Here is a 25116-nt window from a genome sequence, read left to right on the forward strand (position 1 = left end):
GATCCTATGGCAGATTATGGTTCAAATAATGATAGGGGCTATACCCTACTTTTACGAGTGGAAGAAACAGGAACTTCAACGGCTAATAATACATCTACTGTCCGAGTCCAACTTTGGCTAAAGAATGGTTATACGACCTTTGGGATGTATGACTGTAGGGCAAGTGTGTCTATCAATGGCCAGACGCTTTCTTGGTCAGGGCGACCAGATATGTATACTGCTCATAGTTCTCTTCACTTGATTGATAAGACCATCACTGTGTCACATGATTCGAATGGGTCAAAAACCATCAGTTTTTCAGCGACCTTCACTGGGTCTGGTGGCTGGTCGCCTGGCACCTTGAATACAGGTTCACAAACGCTACGTTTAAGTGATATTCCACGGTCATCGAGTGCTACAGTTTCTGGGAATATGATGGGGAAAGTCGTAACCATTACGATTAAGCGCGCTAGTAGTGATTTTACCCATAATATCACATGGCATTTTGGATCTCTAAGTGGCACCATTGGAACAGGCATTGCGACCTCTGTAACTTGGACGCCATCAATATCGCAATTAGCAACTCAAATTCCAAATAACACCTCAGGTAACGGTCATTTAACGCTAGCTACTATCTATGGTGATAAGACAATAGGTTCTATGACAATTCCCATTACCCTCAACCTACCGACGTCAGTTGTTCCAACCTTGGGTAGTATTTCTGTTTCAGAATCCCATGCCACTGCAAAAACGATTTTAACTAGTACAAGTTTTGCCCAGTTAGTGTCTAACCCTAAAGTGACTTTTAATCAAGGAGCGGGTGTTTACGGATCGATCATTCCTTCAACGGGTTATCGTGCAGAGGTCTTTAAATTTGAGAATAATCAGTGGGTTCAACTGCCTAATGTGGTAACGAGTAATAACGGTCTTTTGGGAGGTATCAACTGGATTGGTCGCGCTAAGGTCTCTGCCTATGTGACTGATTCGAGAGGGCGACAAAGTGCTCGAAAAGAAGTGGAGATAACCCTATTAGAGTATTTCAAACCTATCTTTTCATTTTCAGCAGTTCGTGCCGGTTCTAGTATGAATCAGGTGACGGTCACACGAAAGCTTAAGATTGCCCCTCTAACCATCAATAGTGTTCAAAAGAATAAGGCAACCTTGACATGGGAAGTGGTTGATTTGGCAAGTGGCCAGAAGGTCACAAACGCTGGTGGTGCGGCCAACTGGACGTCAACCACGGAACACACAAAGACGGATTTCCAAGCTATTTTAGGGGGTACCTACGATACGACAAAATCCTACAACATTATTGGAAAGCTCGCAGACCTCTTTTATGCCACGACCTTTGAATTTACCGTTGGTCCAGAGAAGGTCGTCTACGGCTTAAGTCCATCTGGTATGGGGATAGGCAAAGCGTGGACAAGAGGGGTACTTGATGTGGATGGGAGTTTACCTGCTTATTTTGACGGTGAGATTTATATGAAGAATAAGAAACTTCTTGATATCTTTTACCCAGTCGGTGTGATTTACGAGTCGACGTCAAGTACCAGTCCAGCTACCATTATGGGTGGGACTTGGGAGAGGTTTGGCAATGGCAGGGTCTTAGTTGGCGTATCTGAGAATGAAAGTGAGTTTAAGAGCGTTAATAAATCAGGCGGTAGTAAAACACATACCTTGACGGTTGATGAAATGCCGTCTCACTCGCACGCTCAGTATGTATCTGCCAATAATGGCAATCAGGCTATTCGACGAGACTACTCTTCAGATGGGAACTCTAGTCTTTACCCTCAAGGGAATAACACAGGAAATACTGGTGGCAACAAGCCACACAACAACTTACAACCTTACGTCACGGTTTACCGTTGGCGTAGGACAGCATAAGAAAGGAAAGTGTCATTATGAAAGAATTACTGGCAACAAACAAAGTTCTCTTCTCAGCGATTGGAGGGCTTATCGGTTCGATTTTTGGAGAAGTTGATGGCTTTTTCTTCGCTTTGATGATTTTTATTGCCATCGATTACATCACAGGTCTTATGGCAGCAGCAGTTGAGAAAAGGCTTGCTAGCAATATTGGATTTAAGGGTATCTTCAAAAAGATAGCCATTCTCTTTTTGGTATCTGTGGGACACCTCATTGATACTGAAATCATCAAGCAGGGTGGAGCGATTCGCACCATGGTGATTTTCTTTTACTTGAGTAATGAAGGCTTGAGTATTTTGGAAAATGCGGTGCGGATTGGTTTACCTATCCCTGAGAAACTGCAAGCACTCTTAAAACAATTCAACGAAAAAGAAGGAGACTAACATGGGAAAACATCTAGTGATTTGTGGACATGGGCAAGGACGCACTACCTATGATCCAGGAGCAGTGAATAGTAAACGTGGCATCACAGAAGCCGGAAAGGTTCGTGAGTTGGCTAGACTCATGTCCAAGTACAGCGGCAAAAACATCGATTATATCACAGACCAAAATGTTTATGATTATAAGTCACTGGCAATCCTTGGTAAGGGCTATGACTCTGTTACCGAGCTTCATTTCAATGCCTTTAATGGCACTGCACGAGGAACGGAAGTCCTCATTCAATCTTCTTTGACGGCTGATAAGGAGGATTTGGCTATTCTATCTGTCCTTAGCCGTCATTTCCAAAACCGTGGGATTAAGAAAGTGGATTGGCTCTATAATGCCAACGAAGCTAAGAACCGTGGGTACACTTACCGCTTGGTGGAGATTGCCTTTATTGATAACGAAGAGGACATGACTATCTTTGAAAATAAGAAGGAAGAACTGGCCAAAGGTCTCGTCTCTGCTATTACCCAAGAGGAGGTGAAGACAGTTGTCTCTGCCACCCCCAGTAAGCAAGGAGGACAGCCCCATGCTTCTACCAGCCCTGTTTATCACGTTGGGGATAGTGTTCGTGTGCTTGGTCATGCGACTCATTACCAAACGGGTCAAGCGATGGCAAGTTGGGTCAAAGGTCGCACCTACAAAATCCTCCAAGTCAAAGCCGTAAACCAATCTCGTAGTAAGAGAGCCTACTTACTTGAAGGGATTACATCTTGGGTACTGGAACAGGATGTGGAAGGAACCAGCCTTGGTCATTCAGAACAGACCTATACGGCTCAAAAGGGAGATAGCTATTGGCGAATTGCACGAAAATCTGGGACAACGGTTGATGGTCTTTTAGCCTTGAATGGTTTGAAGAAAACCGATGTCTTAAAGATTGGTCAAACCTTGAAAGTCCATAAGGCGACGAGTTCCATCAAAGCAGTAGCAACAAGTCTTGCCCAACGCGCGGTTGCTTCAGCACTGTCTAAAGTTGGTCAGAAAGTGACTGTTCCTACCAACCCTTATGGTGGACAATGCGTCAGTCTGGTGGATAAGATTGTGCAGGAGTTGACCGACAAGGACATGGCATACACCAATGCCATCGATTGTTTAACCAAGGCGAAAGCTAACGGCTTTACAGTCATTAAGGACGCTTGGGGCGTTAACCCTAAAGCTGGTGACTTCTATGTTATTAAGACAGACAGTCATCCTTATGGTCACATCGGCATTTGTATCACAGATTCAGATGGTACAAGCATTGATGGGGTTGAGCAGAATGTCGATGGCTACTCTGACCACAACAAGAACGGTATCAATGACCAACTGGAAATTGGTGGTGGCGGTATTACCCGTCGAGTGAAGCGTGTCTGGATGGCAGATGGCTCACTTTATGATGCGACTGGCACCGTCAAACTTGGAAAAGTTATCGGTTGGTTCAGATTAGGATAAAAGATTTTAAGCCTGGTGGAGACATTAGGCTTTTTCTTTTTGCTTTTTTTCTTCAAAAGTTGGACTAAATCCTCACCATCTTCCCCTAGTAGGTAGAAGGAGGAAAGTCATGACCCCAGAACAAAAAGCAGCTATTCGTTATTTACGAGAACATGGACTTGGTTATAAAGCCATTGGCGTAAAGCTCAGTCTATCGTCTAACACCATAAAGTCATTTTGTCGTCGTGAGGTGATTGAGGCTGGTGAGAAAACAGATGAGCTTTTACCAGATTATTGTCATGCTTGTGGTCGTGTTTTGACGCATATAGACGGTAAGAAAAAGAAACGCTTTTGTGGAACACCCTGCCGTCAAACATGGTGGAACAGCCATTTGGAGGAAGTCAATCGACAGGCCTATACCGAGCATGTCTGTTTGGCTTGTGGGGGTGAGTTTACCTCCTACGCTAATCCTAAGAGAAAATATTGTAGTCGTAAGTGCTATGTGACTGCTAGATTTGGAGACAAGAAATGACAGAACAAGACTTTCAACAAGAACTTACCTACCAACTGACTATGGCACAGGCAAAGCAGCTCCTGTCCCAGGGTCTGATTTCTGAAGCCATCTTCCAAGAATTTAAGGCAAAAATGCTCGAAAAATATGAGCCTTTTATGAGCCAATTAGTGGCCTAAAGACTTGATAAATAAGGGCTTTAGAGTGATATATAATAGCGAAAGGAGATGTATCAATGAAACAAATCAAAACGATACAAGCCCAGAAGGTAACTGCCATTAAAAGGTTAAAGGTGGCCGCATACACTAGGGTTTCGCATACGAGTTTACTCCAGTCCTTATCCAATCAAGTCAGCCACTACAGCCAATTGATACAGGCAAATCCTGAATGGGACTATGTGGGAGTTTACAGCGATTCAGCCATTAGTGGTCGCAGTCAAGCTTATAGACGAGACTTTCAACAGTTACTTGAAGATTGTCGTAAGGGTAAGATTGACCTTATCTTAACCAAGTCTATTTCACGCTTTGGGCGAAATACGGTGGAGCTTTTGGAAACTGTTCGTGAGCTGAAGCGACTTGGTATCAGTGTTCGCTTTGAAAAGGAGAAGATTGACACCCTAACCGCTGAAGGGGAGTTGCTTTTAACCCTGCTTGCCTCCATGGCTCAAGAAGAATCACAGTCTATCAGTCAAAACATCAGATGGCGAGTGAAGAAACGCTTTGAAGAAGGGAAACCTTATATTCCTCAAGACATCTTTGGCTATCGGTGGAATGGCGACGAGTATGTGATTGAACCCCATGAAGCCTCTATTGTCAGGCAGGTCTTCGAATGGTATATGGAAGGACTTTCAGCCCCTAAAATAGCTAAAAGGCTTGATGATAGGGGTGAGCGAACAAGGCTAGGGAATCGCTTCACTAAACGAGTCATCTATAACATGTTTGATCAAGAAGCCTACTGTGGACGACTGATTTTACAGAAGACCTTTCGAGATCAATTTGGCAGTCGCTCCATTCTAAATGATGGGCAGATGGCGAAGTATATCGTTGAGAATGCCCATGAAGCTATTGTGACACCGGAGTATTTCCAACTGGTCAATCAAGAGAAAAAGCGTCGTGCTAGGAGGAGAGTCTCAAAGCATGATGCCCTAGCAAAGTTACAAGGCAAAGTGTATTGTGAGCACTGCGGTTTAGACATGGTTCTGACTTTGGAGACCAAATTTAATCAGGAAAAGCGAGTGAGGTATTATTGCAGGACAAGAGATGCCAAAGGTGTTGAGACTTGTTTAGGACGTACCGTTACAGAAGAACAGCTCTTTCAAGCTTTTGGTGAGAGCATAAATACAGAAGACATTCACCATATTTCTTTTAATAGCGTGACCAATGAAGCTAAAGCGATCTATAGAAATGGAGAAGAAAAACACGTCATCATTCAGAAAGGACGGTAGACATGAAAAAAGTTATCACGATAGAACCAGCCAAACAAGTCACCCATAAGGTTGAACTTCCCAGATTTACCAAACGACGAGTGGCAGGCTATGCCAGGGTGTCAACTGACCATGAAGACCAAACAACTTCTTATGAAGCACAGATGACATACTACACAGACTACATCAACAGTCGCTCGGATTGGGAATTTGTCAAGATGTATTCCGATGAAGGGATTTCTGGAACAAACACCAAAAAGAGACTTGGCTTTCAAGAAATGGTGGAAGATGCCCTTGACGGAAAGATAGACCTTATTTTAACCAAGTCAGTCAGTAGATTTGCCAGAAACACGGTAGACTCCCTCTCAACGGTTCGCAAGCTCAAGGAAGCAGGCGTTGAAATCTATTTTGAAAAGGAGAACATTTGGACCTTTGATTCCAAAGGGGAGCTTCTGATTACCATCATGTCGAGTCTTGCCCAAGAAGAGAGCCGTTCCATTTCAGAAAACGTGACTTGGGGTAGACGACGCCAGTTGGCTGAAGGGCAAGTGACCTTTTCCTACAGCCAAGTTCTAGGCTTCAAGAAAAGTGACACGGGTGGTTTTGAAATTGACCACGAAGAAGCTAAAATCGTTAGGTATATTTTTCATCAAGTTTTATTGGGAAACAACCCCAACAAAATTGCAAGAGAGTTGACTGCCCAAGGGATTCCAACGCCACAAGGGAAAAGGCAGTGGAGCTATGGCACGGTCAAGCGTATGCTTCGGAATGAAAAATACAAAGGGGATGCCCTCCTTCAGAAAAGTTTTACAACGGACTTCTTGACAAAAAGCACTAAACTCAATGAAGGGGAACTTCCACAGTATTATGTGGAGAACAACCATGAAGCCATTATCAAACGTGAAGTCTTTGATTTGGTTCAGGTTGAATTGGATAAGCTGGAAAGGAAACGGCAAACCAGCAACATTTTCACAGGACGACTATTCTGCGGTGATTGTGGGTCAGCTTTTGGCAGTAAGGTGTGGCACTCTACCAGCAAGTACAAACGCACTATCTACCAGTGCAATGCCAAGTACAAGGGTGAGCATAAATGTCAGACACCTCATGTGACGGAGGAAGAGATTAAAGGTTGGTTCCTATCAGCTATCAATCAACTCCTCAGTAACCGAGATGAGATTATCGCTAATACGGAACTCTTGATTGACATGGCAAAAGACACTTCGTCACTTGAAGCTAGGCTTGATGACTTGGAGCATCATCTTGAAACCATACGACAAGACATCGAGGACTTGGTCGATAGGAATGCAAGGAAAGCTCAGAATCAAGACCTCTACCAAGAACAGTACAATACCTTGGTAACAGCCTATCAAGAAAAACAGAAAGAGTTGCAGGAAACTAGGTCAGTCTTGGAAGAGCAGAAAAGTAAGCAGCTCAGTCTTGATGGTTTTATCCAAAATTTTAAAGAGCAGGATGACCTCATCACAGACTTCAACCAAGAACTCTGGCAGACCAGCGTTGAGCGATTGGATATCAAAGAAGACAAGAAAATTTTCCTAACCTTTAAAAATGGCTTACGGATTGATTTATAGCAGATTAGGCGTGTCAATTTTGAGGTTTCTATGGTATAATGAGAGAAGTTGTAGTAGAATGTGAGTTGCACAATCCACTTGGGTTTTGCACCCCCTTGAAAGGGAAATGGTTAGATTGTATGATTAAATTGATAGCAACAGATATGGACGGCACCTTTTTAGATGACAAAGGGCAGTTTGATATGGTTCGACTGAAGCAGTTGTTGCTCCGTTTTAAAGAAAAGGGCATCTATTTTGCAGTAGCCAGTGGACGCAGTTTGCTGTCATTAGAAAAGCTATTTGAGGATGTGCGAGATGAGATAATTTTTATTGCTGAAAATGGCAGTCTGGTAAAATTTCACGGAGAAGATCTCTATGAAGCAACCATGTCCAAAGATTTTTATCTGTCAGCTTTTGAGAAATTGAAGACATCTCCTTTCATCAATACCAGTGAATTGCTTCTAACAGGTAAAAAGGGCTGCTATGTTTTAGAAACGGTTGATCCAGCTTATTTAGCTTTTAGTACGCATTATAATGAAAATATCCAAAAAGTAGCTCGCTTGGAGGATATTACAGATGAAATTTTCAAATTTACAACCAATTTTTCTGAAGAAACAGTAGCTGTTGGTGAGGCCTGGGTCAATGAACACGTTCCCGGTGTCAAAGCTATGACGACAGGTTATAAGTCAATTGATATTGTCCTAGACTATGTAGACAAGGGCGTTGCCATTGTCGAATTGGCGAAGAAATTAAATCTTGAAATGGATCAGGTCATGACATTTGGTGACAATTTGAATGATCTACACATGATGCAAGTAGCAGGTTATCCCATTGCCCCTGAAAATGCTCGTCCAGAGATTTTGGAAGTAGCCAAAGAGGTCATTGGGCATCATGCGGCGCATTCAGTTATGACGTATATGGAGGGCTTATAATGGCAGAGATAAAATTGATTGCCCTAGATTTAGATGGGACTTTACTGACTTCTGAGAAAAAAATTTCTGCTCGAAATTTAGCGGCGCTTAAAGCCGCTCAAGAGCAGGGAATTAAGATTGTTTTGACGACCGGTCGCCCTCTAAAAGCAATGGAGCTTTTCTTAAACGAACTGGGCGTAGCCAATCAAGAGGACGAATACACCGTTACTTTTAATGGTGGTTTGGTGCAACGCAATACAGGTGAAATTCTTGATAAAACAGTTTTTGCCTATGACGATGTGGCTCGCATTTTTGAGGAAACAGAAAAGTTAGGCTTGCCACTAGATGCGATTTGCGAAGGAACTGTCTACCAAATCCAGTCAGACCATGAATCGCTTTACCAAACTTGCAATCCTGCTTTAACATTTGAGTCGGTTTCATTTGCAGACTTATCTAGCCAACAGACTTATAATAAATGTGTAACAGCTTATGCACCAGATCCGCTTGATCGTGGCATCGCTCAACTTTCGTCCGATTTATTTGACAAATATGAAATTTTTAAGTCGCGCGATATGCTGTTAGAATGGTCTCCGAAGAATGTCCATAAAGCAAATGGCTTAGAAAAATTGATTGCTCATTTAGGAATTGAACAAAGTCAAGTCATGACTTGCGGAGATGAAGCAAATGACCTGTCTATGATAAAATGGGCAGGGCTTGGTGTAGCTATGCAAAATGCAGTAGCAGCAGTCAAAGAAGTCGCCAATGTAGTGACGCCGATGACGAATGACGAAGATGCTGTTGCTTGGGCTATAGAAAAATATGCACTGAAATAAAGGAGGGATTTAATGGGTTTATTTGATCGCCTTTTTGGTCGCCAAAAAGAAGAAAAACCAGTTGAAAATATTCCTGAAGAAGCTGTAGAAATAGTATCAGAGGATGATCAAGGCAAGAATCTAGAAAAAGTAGAAACAGCTCCTGTAGAGAATACGCAATCTGAGAATCTAGATGAACAAACATTCCAAACAGAATTGAAAGAACGTTTTGCTGAGGATGAGGCACGTCTTGAAACCATTCAAGAAAAAGTAGAAGAAATGGAGCCAAGGTTGGCTGATATAGTGGCAGATGCAGAGTCAGCTGAAAATGATTCGCAAGCTCCAGAAAATCATACATTGCAGAATGAAATGGGAACTCCACAACCTGACGAGACAGCAGCTTTTTCGCAATATACGACTCATCCAGCTGCCACAGATTTACAGTCACGTTTAGCAGAAGCTAGAAGACAGCAGGCAGAACAAGAAAATATGAGGCAGCTGAACGAAGCGAACGCATGGTCAAGCTCAGCAGAGTCAACTACGGTAGAGAAGACTATTAGCGAACCAATTGAAGCAAGTTCATTTATTCAAGAAGAAACGGTTCAGGAAAAGTATGACCGCAGTCTCAAGAAGACACGGACAGGTTTTGGAGCGCGGCTTAATGCTTTCTTTGCTAATTTTCGCTCGGTAGATGAGGAGTTTTTTGAAGAGTTAGAAGAACTCTTGATTACGAGTGACGTGGGAGTGCAAGTCGCTTCTAATCTGACAGAAGCCTTACGCCAAGAAGCTCGCCTTGAAAATGCCAAAAAGCCAGATGTCCTTCGTCGGGTCATCATTGAAAAGTTAGTAGACATCTATGAGAAAGATGGTCAATTTAACGAAAAAATCAATTTACAAGACGGTTTGACAGTCATGCTTTTTGTGGGTGTAAACGGAGTTGGGAAAACCACTTCGATTGGGAAATTGGCTTATAAATATAAGCAGGCTGGCAAGAAAGTCATGTTAGTTGCAGCAGATACTTTCCGTGCAGGAGCTGTTGCTCAGTTGGTGGAATGGGGACGTCGAGTAGATGTTCCGGTTGTGACAGGTCCAGAAAAGAGTGATCCAGCTAGCGTTGTTTATGACGGTATGGAGCGTGCAAAGGCTGAAAATGTGGATATTCTAATGATTGATACGGCCGGACGCTTGCAAAACAAAGATAACCTAATGGCAGAGTTGGAAAAAATTGGACGGATTATCAAACGGGTAGATCCAGCTTCGCCACATGAAACGTTCTTGGCACTGGATGCATCAACTGGTCAAAACGCCCTTGTTCAAGCTAAGGAATTTTCAAAAATTACGCCAGTAACAGGAATTGTCTTGACGAAAATTGATGGAACAGCGCGTGGTGGTGTTGTTCTTGCAATCCGTCAAGAGCTGGATATTCCAGTTAAACTGATTGGATTCGGAGAAAAAATTGACGATATTGGAGTATTTAACTCTGAAAACTTTATGAAAGGGCTCTTAGAGGGCTTGGTATAAGAAAAAAGACTTGCAAATGAATTGCAAGTCTTTTGTATATATTTACTTTACCCCAATCGTCCTTCTTTGCGATAGGCTTCATCTGGACGCCAGTTCCAATCAGCTTCAAATTGGTTAAGGAGTTCAAAGCTGGCTTCGGGTCCCATAGTACCTGATTTGTAATGATGAAGGGGAACTTCGTTATTTGCCCACAAGGCTTCAATACGGTCAATCAATTCCCAACTAGAGCGAACTTCGTCCCAGTGGCTAAAATTGGTTGAGTCATTGTTTAGTACATCGTAGATGAGCTTCTCATAAGGTTCTGGTGACGCACCAGAAGCTGTTGCATCTGTACGATAATCAAGTGTCAATGGAGCTAAGTTAAATTGCTCGCCCAGTTCTTTGCCATTCATACTAAGAGAAAATCCTTCAGTTGGTTGAATGTAAATCGTCAGCACATTTGGTTGAAGCGAGGAGCCGAAAATGGATTCCATTTGCTTGAAGACAATGTTGACATGGGTTCCTTTGGCAGTGAGACGTTTTCCAGTACGGAAGAAAAATGGCACCCCGCGAAATCGGTCACTATCTACAAAGAATGCACCAGAAGCAAAGGTTTCTGTGGTAGATTCTGGGGCAACATTTGGTTCACTACGATAGGAAATGTACTTTTTCCCGTCCACTTTGCCAGAAGTGTATTGACCACGAATGAAGAGCTTTTTCAAATCATTATCGGACGGCTTGTGTAAGTGCTTGAAAGCCTTAATTTTTTCAGCACGAATATCATCTTTGGTAAAAGTTTTGGGTTTGTCCATAGCAAGCAAAGACAGGAGTTGAAGTGTGTGATTTTGCACCATATCGCGCAGTGCACCTGAATGGTCGTAATAACCACCACGTTCTTCCACACCTAACTTTTCAGCAAAGGTAATCTGTACATTGTCAATATAATCACGATTCCAGACATTTTCAAAAAGAAGATTGGCAAAGCGAATGGCAAAAATACTTTGAATCATTTCTTTGCCGAGATAATGGTCAATCCGGAAAATCTGCTCTTCGTCAAATGTTGCCAACAAATCGTTGTTCAGTTTGCTAGCAGAAGCTAGGTCTGTGCCAAAAGGTTTTTCTACAATTAAGCGTTCAAATCCCTTCCCGTCCACAATTTGTTCTGATTTGAGATGTTTGGCAATCGTACCAAAAAACTGAGGAGCCATAGATAGGAAGAAAAGTTTATTGTGTTCTGCTTGATAGTGCTCATTGAGATGATTTTGTAGTTTTCTCAATTCAATATAATGCTCGGTATCTTGGACATCGTGACTTTGATAATAGAAATGGCTAGCAAATTCTTGCGCTTGTTCAGGGCTGTCTGCAAGTTCTGTGATAGACTCGACCACGACAGATTCAAAATATTCCTTGCTCCAAGGTCTGCGAGCTGTACCGATAACGGCAAAATGCTTAGACAGATTGCCAGATTTATACAATCTAAAAAGAGAAGGATAGAGTTTTCTTTTTGCCAAATCTCCACTGGCACCAAAAATTGTAATAATCACTTTTGAAGACATTTTGAACACCCATTTTCTAATATTTTATTTATTTTACCATAAATTGATTAAAATTTCTGATTTTTGATAGCTCGAAATAAAGAGTAAAAGAGATAAAAAATAAGGATAACGAGGAAGAAAAGGAGTAGAAAGACAAGATGCACACCTGTCGTAGTATCAGGAGCTTGATTGACCATGATAGCAGCAATCGCCGTTCCTAAAGCTCCAGCAAATGTTTGAGCCATTTGAAAAAGTGCTGTGGCATCTGGCGACTTCTCACGACTAATTTGTGAAACAGATAAGGCCATCGTGTTGTTGAAAGCCAGATTGCGCCCAATCGTAAAGAAAATATAAAAAAGGATGATGAGCGGTAATGTTAAGGCTTTTGTAAAGAATGCAAAAACGAAAACGGCTAAGAAAAAGAGGAGATTCCCACCATATAGAGAAAGTTTGGGTCCCTTGGTGTCATATAATTTTCCAAAGAAAGGTGCCGAAAAAGCTCCTAACATTGTTCCAGGAAGCAATGCAAAGCCAGCGGCAGAAGTAGCCTCGTGTTTTACTAAAACTAAGAAATTAGGAATCAGAAAATTGGCTGATAAATTTGAAAATTGGTAGAGAAAGAAAGGAATAATTCCTAGTAAAATAACTGGATTTTTCAAAATACGAATATCTAAAAAAGGATGCACTACCGTTAAACTTCGCCAAACGAAAAGGACAAGTGATAATAAAAAGATGATGACAAAAGTCCAATTAAAGCTACCTTCTTCTAAGCTAGAAATCATCATGATAGAAAAAGTCAGTGAAAGTGTAAGAAGCAAGAAAGAAATCCACTCAAAAGGACGTTTTTGTTTATTGGGGGTATTTTCTAAAAATAAAAATCCTAATATGAAGGAGATAATCGGAACGGGCATGATGAGTGTGTAAATCATGTGCCAGTCAAACAAGCCAATCATAAAGCCGCCATAAGTGGGACCAATCGCAGGAGCTAGGCTTATAACGAGTCCAGACAGTCCCATGTAAAATCCGATTTGGCTGCGTGGGATTCGTTCCACGATAAGGTTAAACATGAGAGGGGTAGCAATTCCTGTGGATGCTCCTTGCAGAATGCGTCCTAACATAAGTAGGGCAAAATTAGGGGCAATCATCGCAACGCCATTACCCAGCGTAAACATAGCTAGACTGGTGAATAGAATTTTACGCTCAGACCAATTGTGTGCTAGAGTGGCTCCAAGTGTAATCGTGATAGCGACAACTAGCAGATAACCTGTTGTAATCCATTGCAATGTGCCAAGGTCTGTATGAAAAACTTTCATAAGGTGCGGAAAGGTGACATTCATACTGGTTTCAGATAGAATTCCAGCAAAAGCAATGAGTGCTGTAGCGAGAATAGAGAGCAAGGTTTTCCTTGAAACGGGTTGGTTTGGATGTGACATAATACCTCCTAAAAATATAAATTTCTCTTATTTTATCATAATTACTTATAAAAGAGCATAATAGGAGACCTAGAGAAATACTTATCAGGTCTTCTTTTGCTTATTTAATGTGGTTTAAAATACGCGGTAAACATAAGGATTGCTGGGTTTTTCAACTTTCTTGAAACTATCCACTTCAAGCGTTGGCAAGCTTTGTCCTAGTTGCTTATGGTAGCGAATAGTGATTTTTCCACTCGCTCTTATCCAAGTATTATTTTCAAAATGCTCTGTATTACCAGTTGTCAGAAGTCCATAAACCCCTGAATCTGCGATACAGTGGATAATACCGAAACGGAAAAGAAACTGGCTGTTTTTATCACTTGGGTCGTTGTAGACAAAGCCAGTAAATTCTAACCGTTTCCCTGCAAATTCATCTGGATAATCATAGAGGACTTCCATGACTTCCATATAATTTTCCGTCGTAACGGAGATGACATCTTTTTTCAGATATTTTTTTGCAGCTGCCCGCATTTCCTTCTCGTAAGCACTTTTAGTAAAATAGGTACTGGTATCAGGCTTCAGGTATTGATTGGTAGTACCTTCATCAGCCTGAATGCTCTTTGAACTACCATCAGCTAGAGGAAAATGGTAGCCCTTAGCAGAAACGGTTGTAGAGTCCAAATTGACCGTTGGAAAGAAGAGAGCAACGATAAGTGGTACAACAAGAAAAGCAATGCTAGCAAATTTTGCTGAGTGGCTCGTCAAATGGCTGTGTACTTTCATTTTTTTCATCCAGACGATGAGCTGCACAATAGCTAGCACAAAAGAAAGTATCATGGAAATATATGCCAAATAAGAAAAATGCATATTGATGTATTGATTGAGCTTGCCAGAAAGTTGCAAATACATGGTGGTTTCAAAGTAACCAGCTAAAATTAGAAAACGAATCATAGCACCACCCCCACAAGCCAAGAGTAAATGACAACAACTAAACTAACAATTCCAATGAATTGCCAGATGAATCGTCCTTTGAGGTAATTTTTCATCATGAGGATATTTTTCACATCTAGCATTGGTCCAATGACGAGAAAAGCCAGAACTGGCGCTAAACCAAAGCTAGAAATGAGCGAACTGCCGATAAAGGCATCTGCTTCACTGCAAAGTGAGAGAAGAAATGCAAGCAGCATCAATAGCAAAATAGCCATAAGCGGTGTTGCACTAATGGAAGTCAGGATGCGTGTAGGCACGTAGACTTGCACTAGACTGGCAAAGAGACAACCAAAGACTAAGTAACGACCTGTATCAAAAAATTCGTCAATAGACTGCACAAACACTTGAAATACTTTCTTTGGCTGACTTAAATGGGAGAAGTCGTGTTCATGCTGAATGACTCGATTCTCTTTTTGAATAGTTGCTGTGTTGAGAAAGCCAAAGAAAATTCCTAGAATAATTGCTACAACAATAGAGCCAAGAGCTCTGAGCAAAGCCATTTTAAAGGAATTCCCGAAAGCAGAGTAAGTCGCAAAAAGAACAATGGGATTGATAACCGGCGCTGTCACCATAAAAGGTACAGCTGTGTAACTCGGTACTTTCTTTTCCAAAAAGCGATTGATAATAGGGACAATTCCACATTCGCAAGAAGGGAAAATGAAGCCAATAAAAGTACCAAAGAAAATTCGACACCATTTATTTTTAGGCAGATAGCGATAAACTTTGTCTGGTGTGATATAAACCTCTATAAAACCTGAAATAATACTCCCAATTAGCACAAAAGGTAGTGCTTCAATAATAATGGAGAGGAAAATCGCACCAGCTTGCAAAACGCTAGGTGGTAGTTGATTAAAAAAACTCATAACTTTTTAGCCTTTTGTTCTTTTTTAATCTTTTTTTCTTTTTCATCAGGAAATTCTATTTTTTCGATTTTAGGTAACGTTGCAAATTCTTCAAACATTTTATCTAAATCATCTGAACGCGTAAATTTAATAGCCATAACAGCCTCCTTTTCCTTTTTAACTATTATACTATCATTTTGAAAATTCTGGTGAAATAAAGTCAGCAGAATAAAGATTAGCTTGTGAAAGAAGGAGAGGAATGTGGTATAATGAAGAAACTATGTGTATAAGGAAAAAAATTTTTTGATAAAGTAAAATAGCCATAAACCAAGAATGAAGTAGTAATTGGATTTGGACGACTGGAAAAGGTATGATATAATATTTTTTATGGAAACAAATATTATCGAACTATCGCAAAGTTTAAAGATTAGTCAGAAGCAAATTGAAAAAGTATTGGAACTGACAGCAGAGGGCAACACGATTCCGTTTATCGCTCGTTATCGGAAAGAAATGACAGGTAATTTGGATGAGGTAGAGATTAAGGCTATTCTTGATTTGGATAAAAGTCTGACGAACCTCAGAGAGCGTAAGGCAACGGTGCTGGCAAAGATTGAAGAACAAGGAAAGCTGACGGACAAATTGCGTGCGGCCATTGAAGCAGCTGAAAAGTTGGCTGATGTGGAAGAACTTTATCTTCCTTACAAAGAAAAACGTCGGACAAAAGCTACGATTGCACGTGAAGCAGGACTTTTTCCTTTGGCACGACTCATATTACAAAATGCTGCCACTCTTCAAGAGGAAGCAACTGCCTTAACTAACGAAACATTTCCGACGGCAGAAGCAGCTCTAGCTGGAGCTGTAGATATTTTAGTGGAAGCCGTTTCAGAAGATGTACAACTGCGTGCTTGGACTTATCATGAAATGCTGACAAATTCAAGCATTGTTTCAACTTTAAAAGATCAAGATTTGGACGAAAAGCAAGTGTTTCAAATCTATTATGACTTTTCCGAAAAAATCGCGGATATGCAGGGGTATCGCACCTTAGCACTGAATCGTGGTGAAAAGCTAGGTGTTCTCAAAGTTAGTTTTGAGAATAATGTAGATAAGATTATCCGCTTCTTTGAAGTGCGCTTTAAGGTCAAAAATGACTACATTCATGAAGCAATCCAGCAAGCTGTGAAAAAGAAAATCATTCCAGCTATGGAACGTCGGATTAGGGCAGAATTGACCGAGACTGCAGAAGACGGAGCCATTCAGCTCTTTTCAGATAATCTGCGAAATCTGCTCTTGATTGCGCCACTCAAAGGACGCGTGGTACTAGGATTTGACCCAGCTTTTCGGACAGGAGCAAAATTAGCAGTCGTAGATGCAACTGGAAAAATGCTGACAACTCAGGTTATCTATCCTGTTCCACCGGCAAAAGCAGCGCAAATTGAAGCTTCTAAGCAAGATTTGTCAGACTTGATTGACCAATTTGGTGTTGAAATCATTGCTATTGGGAATGGAACAGCTAGTCGTGAAAGTGAAGCATTTGTCGCTGAAGTATTGAAAACTCATCCAAACGTCAGCTATGTTATTGTCAATGAAAGCGGTGCGTCTGTTTATTCTGCTAGCGAATTGGCACGGCATGAGTTCCCTGATTTGACCGTTGAGAAACGTTCGGCTATCTCTATCGCACGTCGACTGCAAGACCCTCTTGCAGAGCTAGTTAAAATTGACCCAAAATCAATCGGTGTCGGTCAATACCAACATGATGTGAGCCAGAAGAAATTATCTGAAAGCTTGGATTTTGTCGTAGATACCGTTGTTAACCAAGTCGGCGTTAATATCAATACCGCAAGCCCATCTCTTCTATCGCATGTGGCAGGGTTAAACAAAACGATTTCTGAAAATATTGTCAAATATCGTGAAGAAGAAGGCATGATTCGCTCGCGCGATGCCATCAAAAAAGTTCCTCGTCTGGGTGCTAAAGCATTTGAACAGGCGGCAGGGTTCTTACGAATTCCCGAAAGTGATAATGTTTTGGATAATACAGGTGTTCACCCAGAGAGTTATCCAGCTGTTGAGAAATTGTTCCAAACGCTTGCAATTACGGACTTAGATCAAGCCGCTCAAGAAAAATTGCAGTCTTTAGATGTCAAAAAAGTTGCTGCAGATTTGAACTTGGGAGAAGCTACCCTCAAGGATATCATTGCAGACTTGCTCAAGCCAGGTCGTGATATGCGTGATTCATTTGATGCACCGGTTCTGCGTCAAGATGTCCTTGATATGAAGGATTTACAAATTGGGCAAAAGTTAGAAGGCGTTGTCCGCAATGTTGTTGACTTTGGTGCTTTTGTCGATATTGGCATTCACGAAGACGGCTTGATTCACATTTCTAAGCTCAGCAACAGCTATGTCAAACATCCAAGCCAAGTAGTTTCTGTTGGTGATTTGGTAACCGTGTGGGTGGATAAGCTGGATATAGAAAGAGAAAAGGTCAATCTTTCCTTGGTGGCACCGCGTGAATCTAACTAACTATGTCAGACAAGTCTCTTTGGAAGATTTTGGCAAAGAATTTCGACATATGGCTTCTTGGAATAAGCGTCTTCGCTCAACAGGTGGACGCTTTTTTCCAAAGGATGGTCATCTTGATTTTAATCCTAGAATCTATGAACAGTTTGGTTTAGAAACCTTCCGAAAAATTGTGCGGCATGAGTTGTGCCATTATCATCTTTACTTTGAAAAGAAAGGTTATCGACATAAGGATCGAGATTTCAAGCAATTATTGAAAGCCGTGGACGGTTTGCGCTATGCCCCTACTTTATCAAGCCAATCAACTTCAAAAACGCTTGTTTATCAATGCTTGCATTGTCGTGCACAATATCATAGAAAAAGACGAATCAATACTGAGCGGTATTGCTGCGGACGTTGCCAAGGGAAGCTCATTTTTGTCAGACAATTGCAGTCTTAATGATTATTTTGACGAAACAATCAGAAATCCGCCTAAGGACGGATGGCATGATGACTGAAATGTGTTACACTAGATTCAGTATCAATGAAAGAGGCTAAATGATGATGAAAACAACATTTTATAAATTACGTCGAAATAGAGCTGTATCGGGAGTGTTAGCAGGTTTATCTGATAAATTTGGTCTAGATGTAGGGCTTGTTCGCTTTCTATTCGTTTTATTTACTGTCTCTAATTTCGGATTAGGTATTATCATTTACATCATCTTATCATCTGTAATGCCTTACAAGGAAGATGTAGAAGAAGAAATGTATGGAACAGGACCTCGTAAGCGCAAAGAAGCAGAAGCTATCAAAGAAGAAGATAGTTGGTTTTGGTGAGTGTGATGGAGCAAGCGTTTGGTTAAATATGCTAGAAAGGAGTTCGGACAATGAACTCCTTTATTTTAGGAGGAGAAGAAATGGAATATTGGGATGCATATGATGAGCAAAGAGAGCGACAAGGAGATTTTCTAAAGAGAGGTCAACCAATTGCGGAAGGGCAGTATCACCTTTGTGTCAATGTCTTCGTTCGCCATCTAGATGGGGAATTTCTCCTGATGCACCGCAGTCCAGAAAAAGAAATTCATCCTAATTATTATGAGTTTGGTGCAGGAGGAAGTGTGTTGGCTGGTGAAGATAGCATGACCGCAGCCTATCGTGAATTGCGGGAAGAAACTGGGCTAATTCCTAGAGAAATACAACTGATTGAGCAGACGACTTCACCTAAAGATCACTGTCATTTTGATTTTTATGAGGCAACCGTTACAGAAAAAGATGTGAAATATCAAGAGGGTGAAACGGATGGTCACATCTGGCTGAAACCTAGTGAACTCCGATATTTTATGAATCGTTATCCTTTATTTCAAAATCAAAAACAAATTGTAGAAAAAATGCTCCAGTCAGAGAAGTAGTAAATGCTATATATTATATATGGTTGCATCCATTTTCTTTGCAAAATCAAGGATGAAACTCTCCTTTAATCTCAAAATTTGCTATAATAGAAAAAGAAACTATCAAAGGGGAAGAATATGACTGTAAAGATCAAAGATCTATTAAAAAAAGTCAGGTTAAATGTGGTTTATGGCGACGAGAAAATGTTGGAAAGAGAAATTACGACCTCTGATATTTCCCGCCCAGGACTTGAAATGACAGGTTATTTTGACTATTACACCCCAGAGCGTATCCAGCTAATGGGCATGAAAGAATGGTCTTACTTGATGAAGATGACGTCACATAATCGCTATCAGGTTTTACGGAAAATGTTTGAACACGATACAGTTATGATTGTGGCGCGTGATTTGAAAATTCCTGATGAGATGTTAAAGGCTGCAAAGGAAAATGAAATTGTTGTTCTCAGCAGTCACACCCCAACGAGTCGTTTATCCGGTGAGATTTCAAGTTATTTGGATTCGCGTTTGGCTGAGCGAACCAGTATTCATGGGGTTTTAATGGATATTTACGGAATGGGTGTCTTGATTCAAGGAGATAGTGGAATCGGAAAAAGCGAAACTGGTTTAGAACTGGTGAAACGGGGACATCGTTTAGTTGCGGATGACCGCGTAGATATCTACGCAAAAGATGAAATGACTCTCTGGGGCGAGCCAGCGGAAATTTTGCGCCATTTACTTGAAATACGCGGTGTTGGGATTATTGATGTCATGAGCCTTTATGGAGCTAGTGCTGTCAAGGATTCATCACAGGTTCAATTGGCTGTTTATCTGGAAAATTATGATGTCAATAAAACATTTGACCGTTTGGGAAATAATGGTGAAGAGTTTGAAGTATCAGGTGTGTCCATTCCAAGGATTCGTATTCCTGTGAAAACGGGTCGCAACATTTCGGTGGTGATTGAAGCAGCAGCGATGAATTACCGTGCTAAAGAGATGGGCTTTGATGCCACGAAGACTTTTGAGGAACGCTTGACCAATCTCATTAGTGAGAATGAGGTGTCTCATGATTAATCCAATTGCATTTAAAATAGGACCTCTAAGTATTCGCTGGTATGCGATTTGTATTGTAACAGGTTTAGTTTTAGCTGTTTATCTGGCTATGCGTGAAGCGCCGCGAAAGAAAATCATTCCAGATGACATTCTTGATTTTATCCTCATTGCGTTTCCCTTAGCAATCGTTGGAGCTCGCATTTATTATGTCATTTTTGATTGGGGCTATTATGCTAAAAATTCTGCTGAGATTTTTGCCATTTGGCACGGAGGAATTGCTATCTATGGCGGTTTAATCACCGGAGCGATTGTCTTTTATTTTTTCTCACAAAGAAAGCTTATCAATACGCTAGACTTTTTAGATATTGCGGTTCCAGGAGTGATGATTGCCCAAAGTATTGGACGCTGGGGAAATTTCTTCAATCAAGAGGCTTACGGAGCGGTTGTTAAAAGTCTAAATTACTTACCAAGTTTTATGCGCAACCAAATGTACATTGATGGTCATTACCGACAACCAACTTTTCTTTATGAGTCGGTTTGGAATTTGTTAGGATTTGCTTTAGTGATGGTTGCGAGAAGAAAGAAAAATTTCCTCAAACGTGGGGAAATGACTGGATTTTATCTTATTTGGTATGGAATAGGTCGCATGGTGATTGAAGGTATGCGAACAGATAGTCTCATGTTTGCGGGCTTGCGTGTGTCGCAATGGTTGTCTGCTGTTCTAGTGGTTGCAGGAATCATTCTCGTCATTTACCAACGCAGAAAAAAAGATACCCCTTATTATTAAAAAGTTAGGAGAAGAAAAATGCTTGAAATTGCTTATAGTCTAGTTGCCCTCGCTTTGATTGCTTTGATTGTTTATACGATTTTTTTGGTTAGGAAAATCTCAAATGTCGTTGACGAAACAGAAAAAACAATTCAGGTGTTGACGACAGATGTCAATGTGACACTCTATCAAACCAATGAATTGTTAACGAAAGTGAATGTTTTAGCAGATGATATTAACGGGAAAATGACAACAATTGATCCACTTTTCACTGCAGTTGCAGATTTGTCAGAGTCAGTTTCAGATTTAAATGATTCTGCTCGTCATTTGAGTAAAAAAGCTGCTACAGCAGGTAAAAATGGAGTGAAAGCTGGTGCAACTTTATCGGCCTTACGGATGATTACAAAACTATTTAAAAAATAAGAAAGAAGGTTTATTATGGGTAAATTTTCATCTATCCTTTTAGGAACAATCTCTGGTGCGGCTGCAGCGGTATTTCTCACAAGTAAAAAAGGAAAAGAAGTGACAGCTAAGGTTTCTGATTTTATGAATGACGTCAAAGAAAATCCAGATGATTTTAAAGATCAAGTAGTACAAAAAGCCAATCATTTCTCTAATCAAGCTGCAGAAGCAGTCAACCAAGCCAAAGAAAAGGTTGAGAGCGGAGAAATTATAGGTGAAACAATTCTTGACTCTGTGAAAGAAGCAACGAAACAAGTAGTTGACTTCTCACAAGAGAAATTTCAAGAATGGAAAGAAAAAATGGAGTCAGAAGGGATTTCACCAGAAGAATTTAAAAAATCTGCTCCTGAATCATCAGAAAATGAGCCTACTTCCGAGGATATTGTCATTGATTTGACAGAAGAAAACCAAGAATCGGAAAATGAAGACAAAAAAATTGAGGACTAGCACCTCAATTTTTTTAACTTTTTAACATCGATTTTACATCACAACGAATCACAACAATTCACGACAAAAATAGTGCCTGTTTGCAAGGCGCTTTAATTTCAAAACTATTTATTTCTTTTCTGACGAATAAATGCTTGCTGCATTTTAATGCAAACTAAACTAACACCAATTGCTAAAGCAAAAGCTAAGAAAGTGTTTATTTTAATAGACAAGAATAAAAAGCTAAACAAAGCTGTCAAGATACAAAATGTAGCAATATTCACGAAAAATAGTAATTCTTTCAGATTTGGATTCGTTTTTGCTTCAGGAATGTAATCTTGATAAAGGGGATATTGTTCTTGTTCTAATTCTGGATAGGTGTAGTCCTCTTGATAGGGCTGATATTTTCTTGCAGTCATGTTCTCTCTCCTTACAGTACTCTCTTATTTTATCATGATTTTAATTAGATAAATATTACATAACGGTTACAAAAAGGCTAAAAATGCTTTTCAAATTAAAAAATAGAAGAGAAATCAAAAATATGTTATAATTTTGCTATGAAAAAGATTATCATTACAGCGACAGCTGAGAGCGTTGAACAAGTAAAAGAGCTTTTAGAAGCAGGCGTAGATCGCATTTATGTAGGTGAAAAGGAGTATGGTCTTCGGTTACCCCATACTTTTTCTTATGATGAATTGCGGCAGATTGCAGCCCTTGTACATGAGGCGGACAAAAAGTTGACAGTTGCTGTCAATGCTTTGATACATCAGGAAATGATGAATAAAATCAAGCCATTTCTTGATTTTTTAGTGGATATTCAGGCGGATTATATTACTGTGGGAGATGCCGGTGTCTTTTATGTGTTAAAACGCGATGGTTATCCGTTTAAGACGATTTATGATGCCTCGACTATGGTTGCTAGCAGTCGTCAAGTGAACTTCTGGGGGCAAAAAGCTGGCGCTTCTGAGGCTGTTTTAGCACGGGAAATTCCATCGGCAGAATTGTTTAAAATGCAGGAAGTGTTAGAAATTCCTGTTGAGATTTTGGTTTATGGTGCTAGCGTCATTCATCACTCTAAGCGTCCGCTTTTGCAAAATTATTATAATTTCACTCATATTGATGACGAAAAGAGTCGTGAGCGTGATTTATTCCTTGCAGAGCCGAGTGACCCAGATAGCCATTATTCTATTTTTGAGGACAATCATGGGACGCATATTTTTGCAAATAATGATTTGGATATGATGACGAAACTTGGAGAGTTGGTAGAACATGGCTTTACACATTGGAAATTAGAAGGGATTTATACGCCAGGACACAATTTTGTTGAAATTGCCAAACTCTTTGTGCAAGCGCGTGAGCTGATTGAGACCAATCAATTTACACATGATCAGGCTTTCCTTTTGGATGAGCAGATTCATCAATTGCATCCCCAAAATCGTTTCTTGGATACTGGATTTTATGAATATGATCCAGACCAGGTGAAATAAGGAATACAGGTGGTCGCGAGTTGTGACTGCTTGTTTAACATTCACAATCTGCTACCTTTAGTTTGCTTTCAAGCCTTTTTTGCTATAAAATAAAAAGGCTAAGTATTAGAATATGGAAAAGAGCGAGAATATGACAAAAACTTTGAAAAGACCAGAAGTTCTGGCGCCTGCTGGAACGTTGGAAAAATTAAAAGTCGCCATTCGCTATGGAGCGGATGCTGTCTACATTGGCGGACAAGCCTATGGTTTGCGCAGTCGTGCTGGAAATTTTACGTTTGAAGAAATGGAAGAGGGCGTTCAATTTGCTCGTGAACATGGCGCAAAAGTCTATGTGGCTGCGAACATGGTAACCCACGAAGGAAATGAAGAAGGAGCTGGGGAATGGTTCCGCACTTTGCGAGATATTGGCATTTCTGCCGTTATCGTATCTGACCCAGCATTGATTGCCATTGCTTGTACAGAAGCGCCAGGTTTGGAAGTACACTTGTCAACACAAGCTAGCGCAACAAACTATGAAACCTTAGAATTTTGGAAAGATTTGGGGTTGACACGTGTCGTTTTGGCGCGTGAGGTTTCTATGGAAGAACTAGCAGAAATCCGCAAACACACCGATGTGGAGATTGAAGCTTTTGTTCATGGTGCTATGTGCATTTCTTACTCAGGGCGCTGTACTTTATCTAATCATATGAGCATGCGGGATGCCAATCGTGGGGGCTGCTCTCAATCTTGCCGCTGGAAATATGATCTCTACGATATGCCCTTTGGACAAGAGCGCAAGAGCTTAAAAGGCGAAATTCCAGAAGAATTTTCTATGTCGGCTGTGGATATGTCCATGATTGACCATATTCCAGATATGATTGAAAATGGAGTAGACAGCTTGAAAATTGAAGGGCGCATGAAGTCTATTCACTATGTATCTACTGTTTCAAATTGTTACAAGGCGGCAGTAGATGCTTATCTTGAAAGTCCTGAAAAGTTTGAAGCAATCAAGCAAGATTTAGTAGATGAAATGTGGAAAGTTGCGCAACGTGAGTTGGCAACGGGATTTTACTATCATACACCAACTGAAAATGAGCAGCTTTTTGGAGCACGCCGCAAAATTCCGCAATATAAATTTGTGGCAGAAGTGGTGGCTTATGACCCTGATACGCAAACAGCGACTATTCGGCAACGAAATGTCATCAATGAGGGCGACCCAGTTGAGTTTTATGGTCCTGGTTTCCGTCATTTTGATGCAGTCATTACAGATTTATATGATTCAGATGGAAATAAAATTGATCGGGCTCCAAATCCGATGGAACTATTGACGATTTCCTTGCCATATCCGGTTTATCCAGGTGATATGGTACGCAGTCGTAAAGAAGGTTTGATAAATCTTTATAAAGAAGACGGCACAAGTGTCACAGTACGAGCATAAAAATCTACATTGAGAAGAGGTTTGAATGGTTAATTCTGCCTCTTTTCATTTGCAAAAAATATTTTAAAAATTTGGATGTAAACGCTTGCTTTTTTAAAAAAGAAGGTGTACAATATAATTAAAGAAAGATAAGAAAGGGCTGATTCCAATGGGTATCGGAACGTTCATATTTTAAATCGTTTATGATGTATTAGTTTCTATTTGCTAATTGTTTTTCTTAATTGGAGGTATTTGATAAATATTTCTGAAGATGTCATGTAGTGGTTTGTAGAATTGCATCGCGTATAAAGAACGCAAAGTAAGAATAAATAAGAATGTTATTTGATGCAGTCGGTAGAAGCTTTTTAATGATTTTCACGCTTTGGTATAAAACCGCTATTGTTTTAGA

At 40.5% G+C, this 25116-nt stretch carries 26 protein-coding genes; 20 read left to right on the top strand and 6 right to left on the bottom strand.

Annotation, left to right across the window (positions count from 1 at the left end; all coding sequences use genetic code 11):
- Positions 1-6: 6 nt before the first annotated feature.
- The 10 genes from HMPREF2933_RS05500 (at position 7) to ftsY (ending at position 10481) form a co-directional block, all read left to right on the top strand.
- The gene (locus HMPREF2933_RS05500) at positions 7-1863 is read left to right on the top strand and encodes a DUF859 family phage minor structural protein (protein WP_017646698.1); all 1857 of its coding nucleotides are present in this window, start codon (positions 7-9) and stop codon (positions 1861-1863) included.
- 17 nt (positions 1864-1880) lie between these two features.
- A complete protein-coding gene (locus HMPREF2933_RS05505; protein ID WP_017646699.1) occupies positions 1881-2285 on the top strand; it encodes a phage holin family protein in 405 nt (134 codons plus the stop codon).
- A gap of 1 nt (position 2286) precedes the next feature.
- Positions 2287-3756, top strand: a complete 1470-nt coding sequence (locus HMPREF2933_RS05510) for an N-acetylmuramoyl-L-alanine amidase (protein WP_017646700.1) — start codon at positions 2287-2289, stop codon at positions 3754-3756.
- Between the two features lie 109 nt (positions 3757-3865).
- On the top strand, positions 3866-4267 hold the full coding sequence (locus HMPREF2933_RS05515) for a DNA-directed RNA polymerase sigma-70 factor (protein ID WP_017646701.1): 402 nt from the start codon (positions 3866-3868) through the stop codon (positions 4265-4267).
- Complete coding sequence (locus HMPREF2933_RS10110; RefSeq protein WP_017643178.1) at positions 4264-4425, top strand: SHOCT domain-containing protein; 162 nt, start codon at positions 4264-4266, stop codon at positions 4423-4425. The genes HMPREF2933_RS05515 and HMPREF2933_RS10110 overlap by 4 nt, the downstream gene beginning before the upstream one ends.
- A gap of 56 nt (positions 4426-4481) precedes the next feature.
- Positions 4482-5690: a recombinase family protein gene (locus tag HMPREF2933_RS05520; protein WP_017646702.1), complete on the top strand. Its 1209-nt coding sequence runs from the start codon at positions 4482-4484 to the stop codon at positions 5688-5690.
- A gap of 2 nt (positions 5691-5692) precedes the next feature.
- Positions 5693-7258, top strand: coding sequence for a recombinase family protein (locus HMPREF2933_RS05525; RefSeq protein ID WP_017646703.1), 1566 nt, complete (start codon positions 5693-5695; stop codon positions 7256-7258).
- Between the two features lie 119 nt (positions 7259-7377).
- Positions 7378-8169, top strand: a complete 792-nt coding sequence (locus tag HMPREF2933_RS05530) for a Cof-type HAD-IIB family hydrolase (RefSeq protein WP_042753989.1) — start codon at positions 7378-7380, stop codon at positions 8167-8169.
- Positions 8169-8981, top strand: coding sequence for a Cof-type HAD-IIB family hydrolase (locus HMPREF2933_RS05535; RefSeq protein ID WP_024051845.1), 813 nt, complete (start codon positions 8169-8171; stop codon positions 8979-8981). Before HMPREF2933_RS05530 ends, HMPREF2933_RS05535 begins: the two co-directional genes overlap by 1 nt.
- A 12-nt stretch (positions 8982-8993) precedes the next feature.
- Positions 8994-10481 carry a signal recognition particle-docking protein FtsY gene (gene ftsY / locus HMPREF2933_RS05540; RefSeq protein ID WP_024051844.1) on the top strand — a complete coding sequence of 496 codons (1488 nt, stop codon included), beginning with the start codon at positions 8994-8996 and terminating at the stop codon, positions 10479-10481.
- 47 nt (positions 10482-10528) lie between these two features.
- On the opposite strand, the gene zwf is transcribed toward ftsY, so the two are convergent.
- The 5 genes from zwf to HMPREF2933_RS10115 form a co-directional block, all read right to left on the bottom strand.
- Positions 10529-12016 carry a glucose-6-phosphate dehydrogenase gene (gene zwf, locus HMPREF2933_RS05545; RefSeq protein WP_024051843.1) on the bottom strand — a complete coding sequence of 496 codons (1488 nt, stop codon included), beginning with the start codon at positions 12014-12016 and terminating at the stop codon, positions 10529-10531.
- A gap of 47 nt (positions 12017-12063) precedes the next feature.
- Positions 12064-13428, bottom strand: a complete 1365-nt coding sequence (locus HMPREF2933_RS05550) for an MFS transporter (RefSeq protein WP_024051842.1) — start codon at positions 13426-13428, stop codon at positions 12064-12066.
- A gap of 114 nt (positions 13429-13542) precedes the next feature.
- Entirely contained in the window at positions 13543-14358 is an 816-nt protein-coding gene (locus HMPREF2933_RS05555) for a TIGR03943 family putative permease subunit (protein ID WP_024051841.1), read from the bottom strand.
- On the bottom strand, positions 14355-15260 hold the full coding sequence (locus HMPREF2933_RS05560; RefSeq protein WP_070584158.1) for a permease: 906 nt from the start codon (positions 15258-15260) through the stop codon (positions 14355-14357). Before HMPREF2933_RS05560 ends, HMPREF2933_RS05555 begins: the two co-directional genes overlap by 4 nt.
- Entirely contained in the window at positions 15257-15397 is a 141-nt protein-coding gene (locus tag HMPREF2933_RS10115; protein WP_006270662.1) for an SPJ_0845 family protein, read from the bottom strand. Before HMPREF2933_RS10115 ends, HMPREF2933_RS05560 begins: the two co-directional genes overlap by 4 nt.
- 229 nt (positions 15398-15626) lie before the next feature.
- Here HMPREF2933_RS10115 and HMPREF2933_RS05565 point away from each other — a divergent pair, with 229 nt between their 5' ends.
- From HMPREF2933_RS05565 to HMPREF2933_RS05600, 8 genes are all read left to right on the top strand, one after another.
- On the top strand, positions 15627-17756 hold the full coding sequence (locus HMPREF2933_RS05565) for a Tex family protein (RefSeq protein ID WP_070654285.1): 2130 nt from the start codon (positions 15627-15629) through the stop codon (positions 17754-17756).
- Positions 17743-18192, top strand: a complete 450-nt coding sequence (locus HMPREF2933_RS05570; protein WP_024051838.1) for a SprT family protein — start codon at positions 17743-17745, stop codon at positions 18190-18192. Before HMPREF2933_RS05565 ends, HMPREF2933_RS05570 begins: the two co-directional genes overlap by 14 nt.
- A gap of 104 nt (positions 18193-18296) precedes the next feature.
- Complete coding sequence (locus HMPREF2933_RS05575) at positions 18297-18569, top strand: PspC domain-containing protein (RefSeq protein WP_070654286.1); 273 nt, start codon at positions 18297-18299, stop codon at positions 18567-18569.
- Between the two features lie 50 nt (positions 18570-18619).
- Positions 18620-19141, top strand: coding sequence for an NUDIX hydrolase (locus HMPREF2933_RS05580; protein ID WP_070241633.1), 522 nt, complete (start codon positions 18620-18622; stop codon positions 19139-19141).
- A 117-nt stretch (positions 19142-19258) separates the two neighbouring features.
- Positions 19259-20191: an HPr(Ser) kinase/phosphatase gene (gene hprK, locus HMPREF2933_RS05585; protein ID WP_024051835.1), complete on the top strand. Its 933-nt coding sequence runs from the start codon at positions 19259-19261 to the stop codon at positions 20189-20191.
- Positions 20184-20957, top strand: a complete 774-nt coding sequence (lgt, locus tag HMPREF2933_RS05590; RefSeq protein ID WP_024051834.1) for a prolipoprotein diacylglyceryl transferase — start codon at positions 20184-20186, stop codon at positions 20955-20957. The genes hprK and lgt overlap by 8 nt, the downstream gene beginning before the upstream one ends.
- An 18-nt stretch (positions 20958-20975) precedes the next feature.
- Entirely contained in the window at positions 20976-21359 is a 384-nt protein-coding gene (locus HMPREF2933_RS05595; RefSeq protein ID WP_024051833.1) for a DUF948 domain-containing protein, read from the top strand.
- 15 nt (positions 21360-21374) lie between these two features.
- Positions 21375-21845 carry a YtxH domain-containing protein gene (locus HMPREF2933_RS05600; protein ID WP_024051832.1) on the top strand — a complete coding sequence of 157 codons (471 nt, stop codon included), beginning with the start codon at positions 21375-21377 and terminating at the stop codon, positions 21843-21845.
- Positions 21846-21949: 104 nt separating this feature from the next.
- Here HMPREF2933_RS05600 and HMPREF2933_RS05605 read toward each other — a convergent pair whose 3' ends face one another.
- Positions 21950-22243, bottom strand: coding sequence for a DUF3270 domain-containing protein (locus HMPREF2933_RS05605; RefSeq protein WP_003032701.1), 294 nt, complete (start codon positions 22241-22243; stop codon positions 21950-21952).
- Between the two features lie 138 nt (positions 22244-22381).
- On the opposite strand from HMPREF2933_RS05605, the gene HMPREF2933_RS05610 reads away from it, so the two are divergent.
- Positions 22382-23311: a peptidase U32 family protein gene (locus HMPREF2933_RS05610; protein ID WP_024051831.1), complete on the top strand. Its 930-nt coding sequence runs from the start codon at positions 22382-22384 to the stop codon at positions 23309-23311.
- 130 nt (positions 23312-23441) lie between these two features.
- Positions 23442-24728 (top strand): peptidase U32 family protein, encoded by a 1287-nt coding sequence (locus tag HMPREF2933_RS05615; protein WP_024051830.1) that lies wholly within the window; start codon positions 23442-23444, stop codon positions 24726-24728.
- Positions 24729-25116: the final 388 nt, after the last annotated feature.

The sequence above is a fragment of the Streptococcus sp. HMSC066F10 genome, assembly GCF_001813805.1.
Taxonomy (GTDB): domain Bacteria; phylum Bacillota; class Bacilli; order Lactobacillales; family Streptococcaceae; genus Streptococcus; species Streptococcus vaginalis.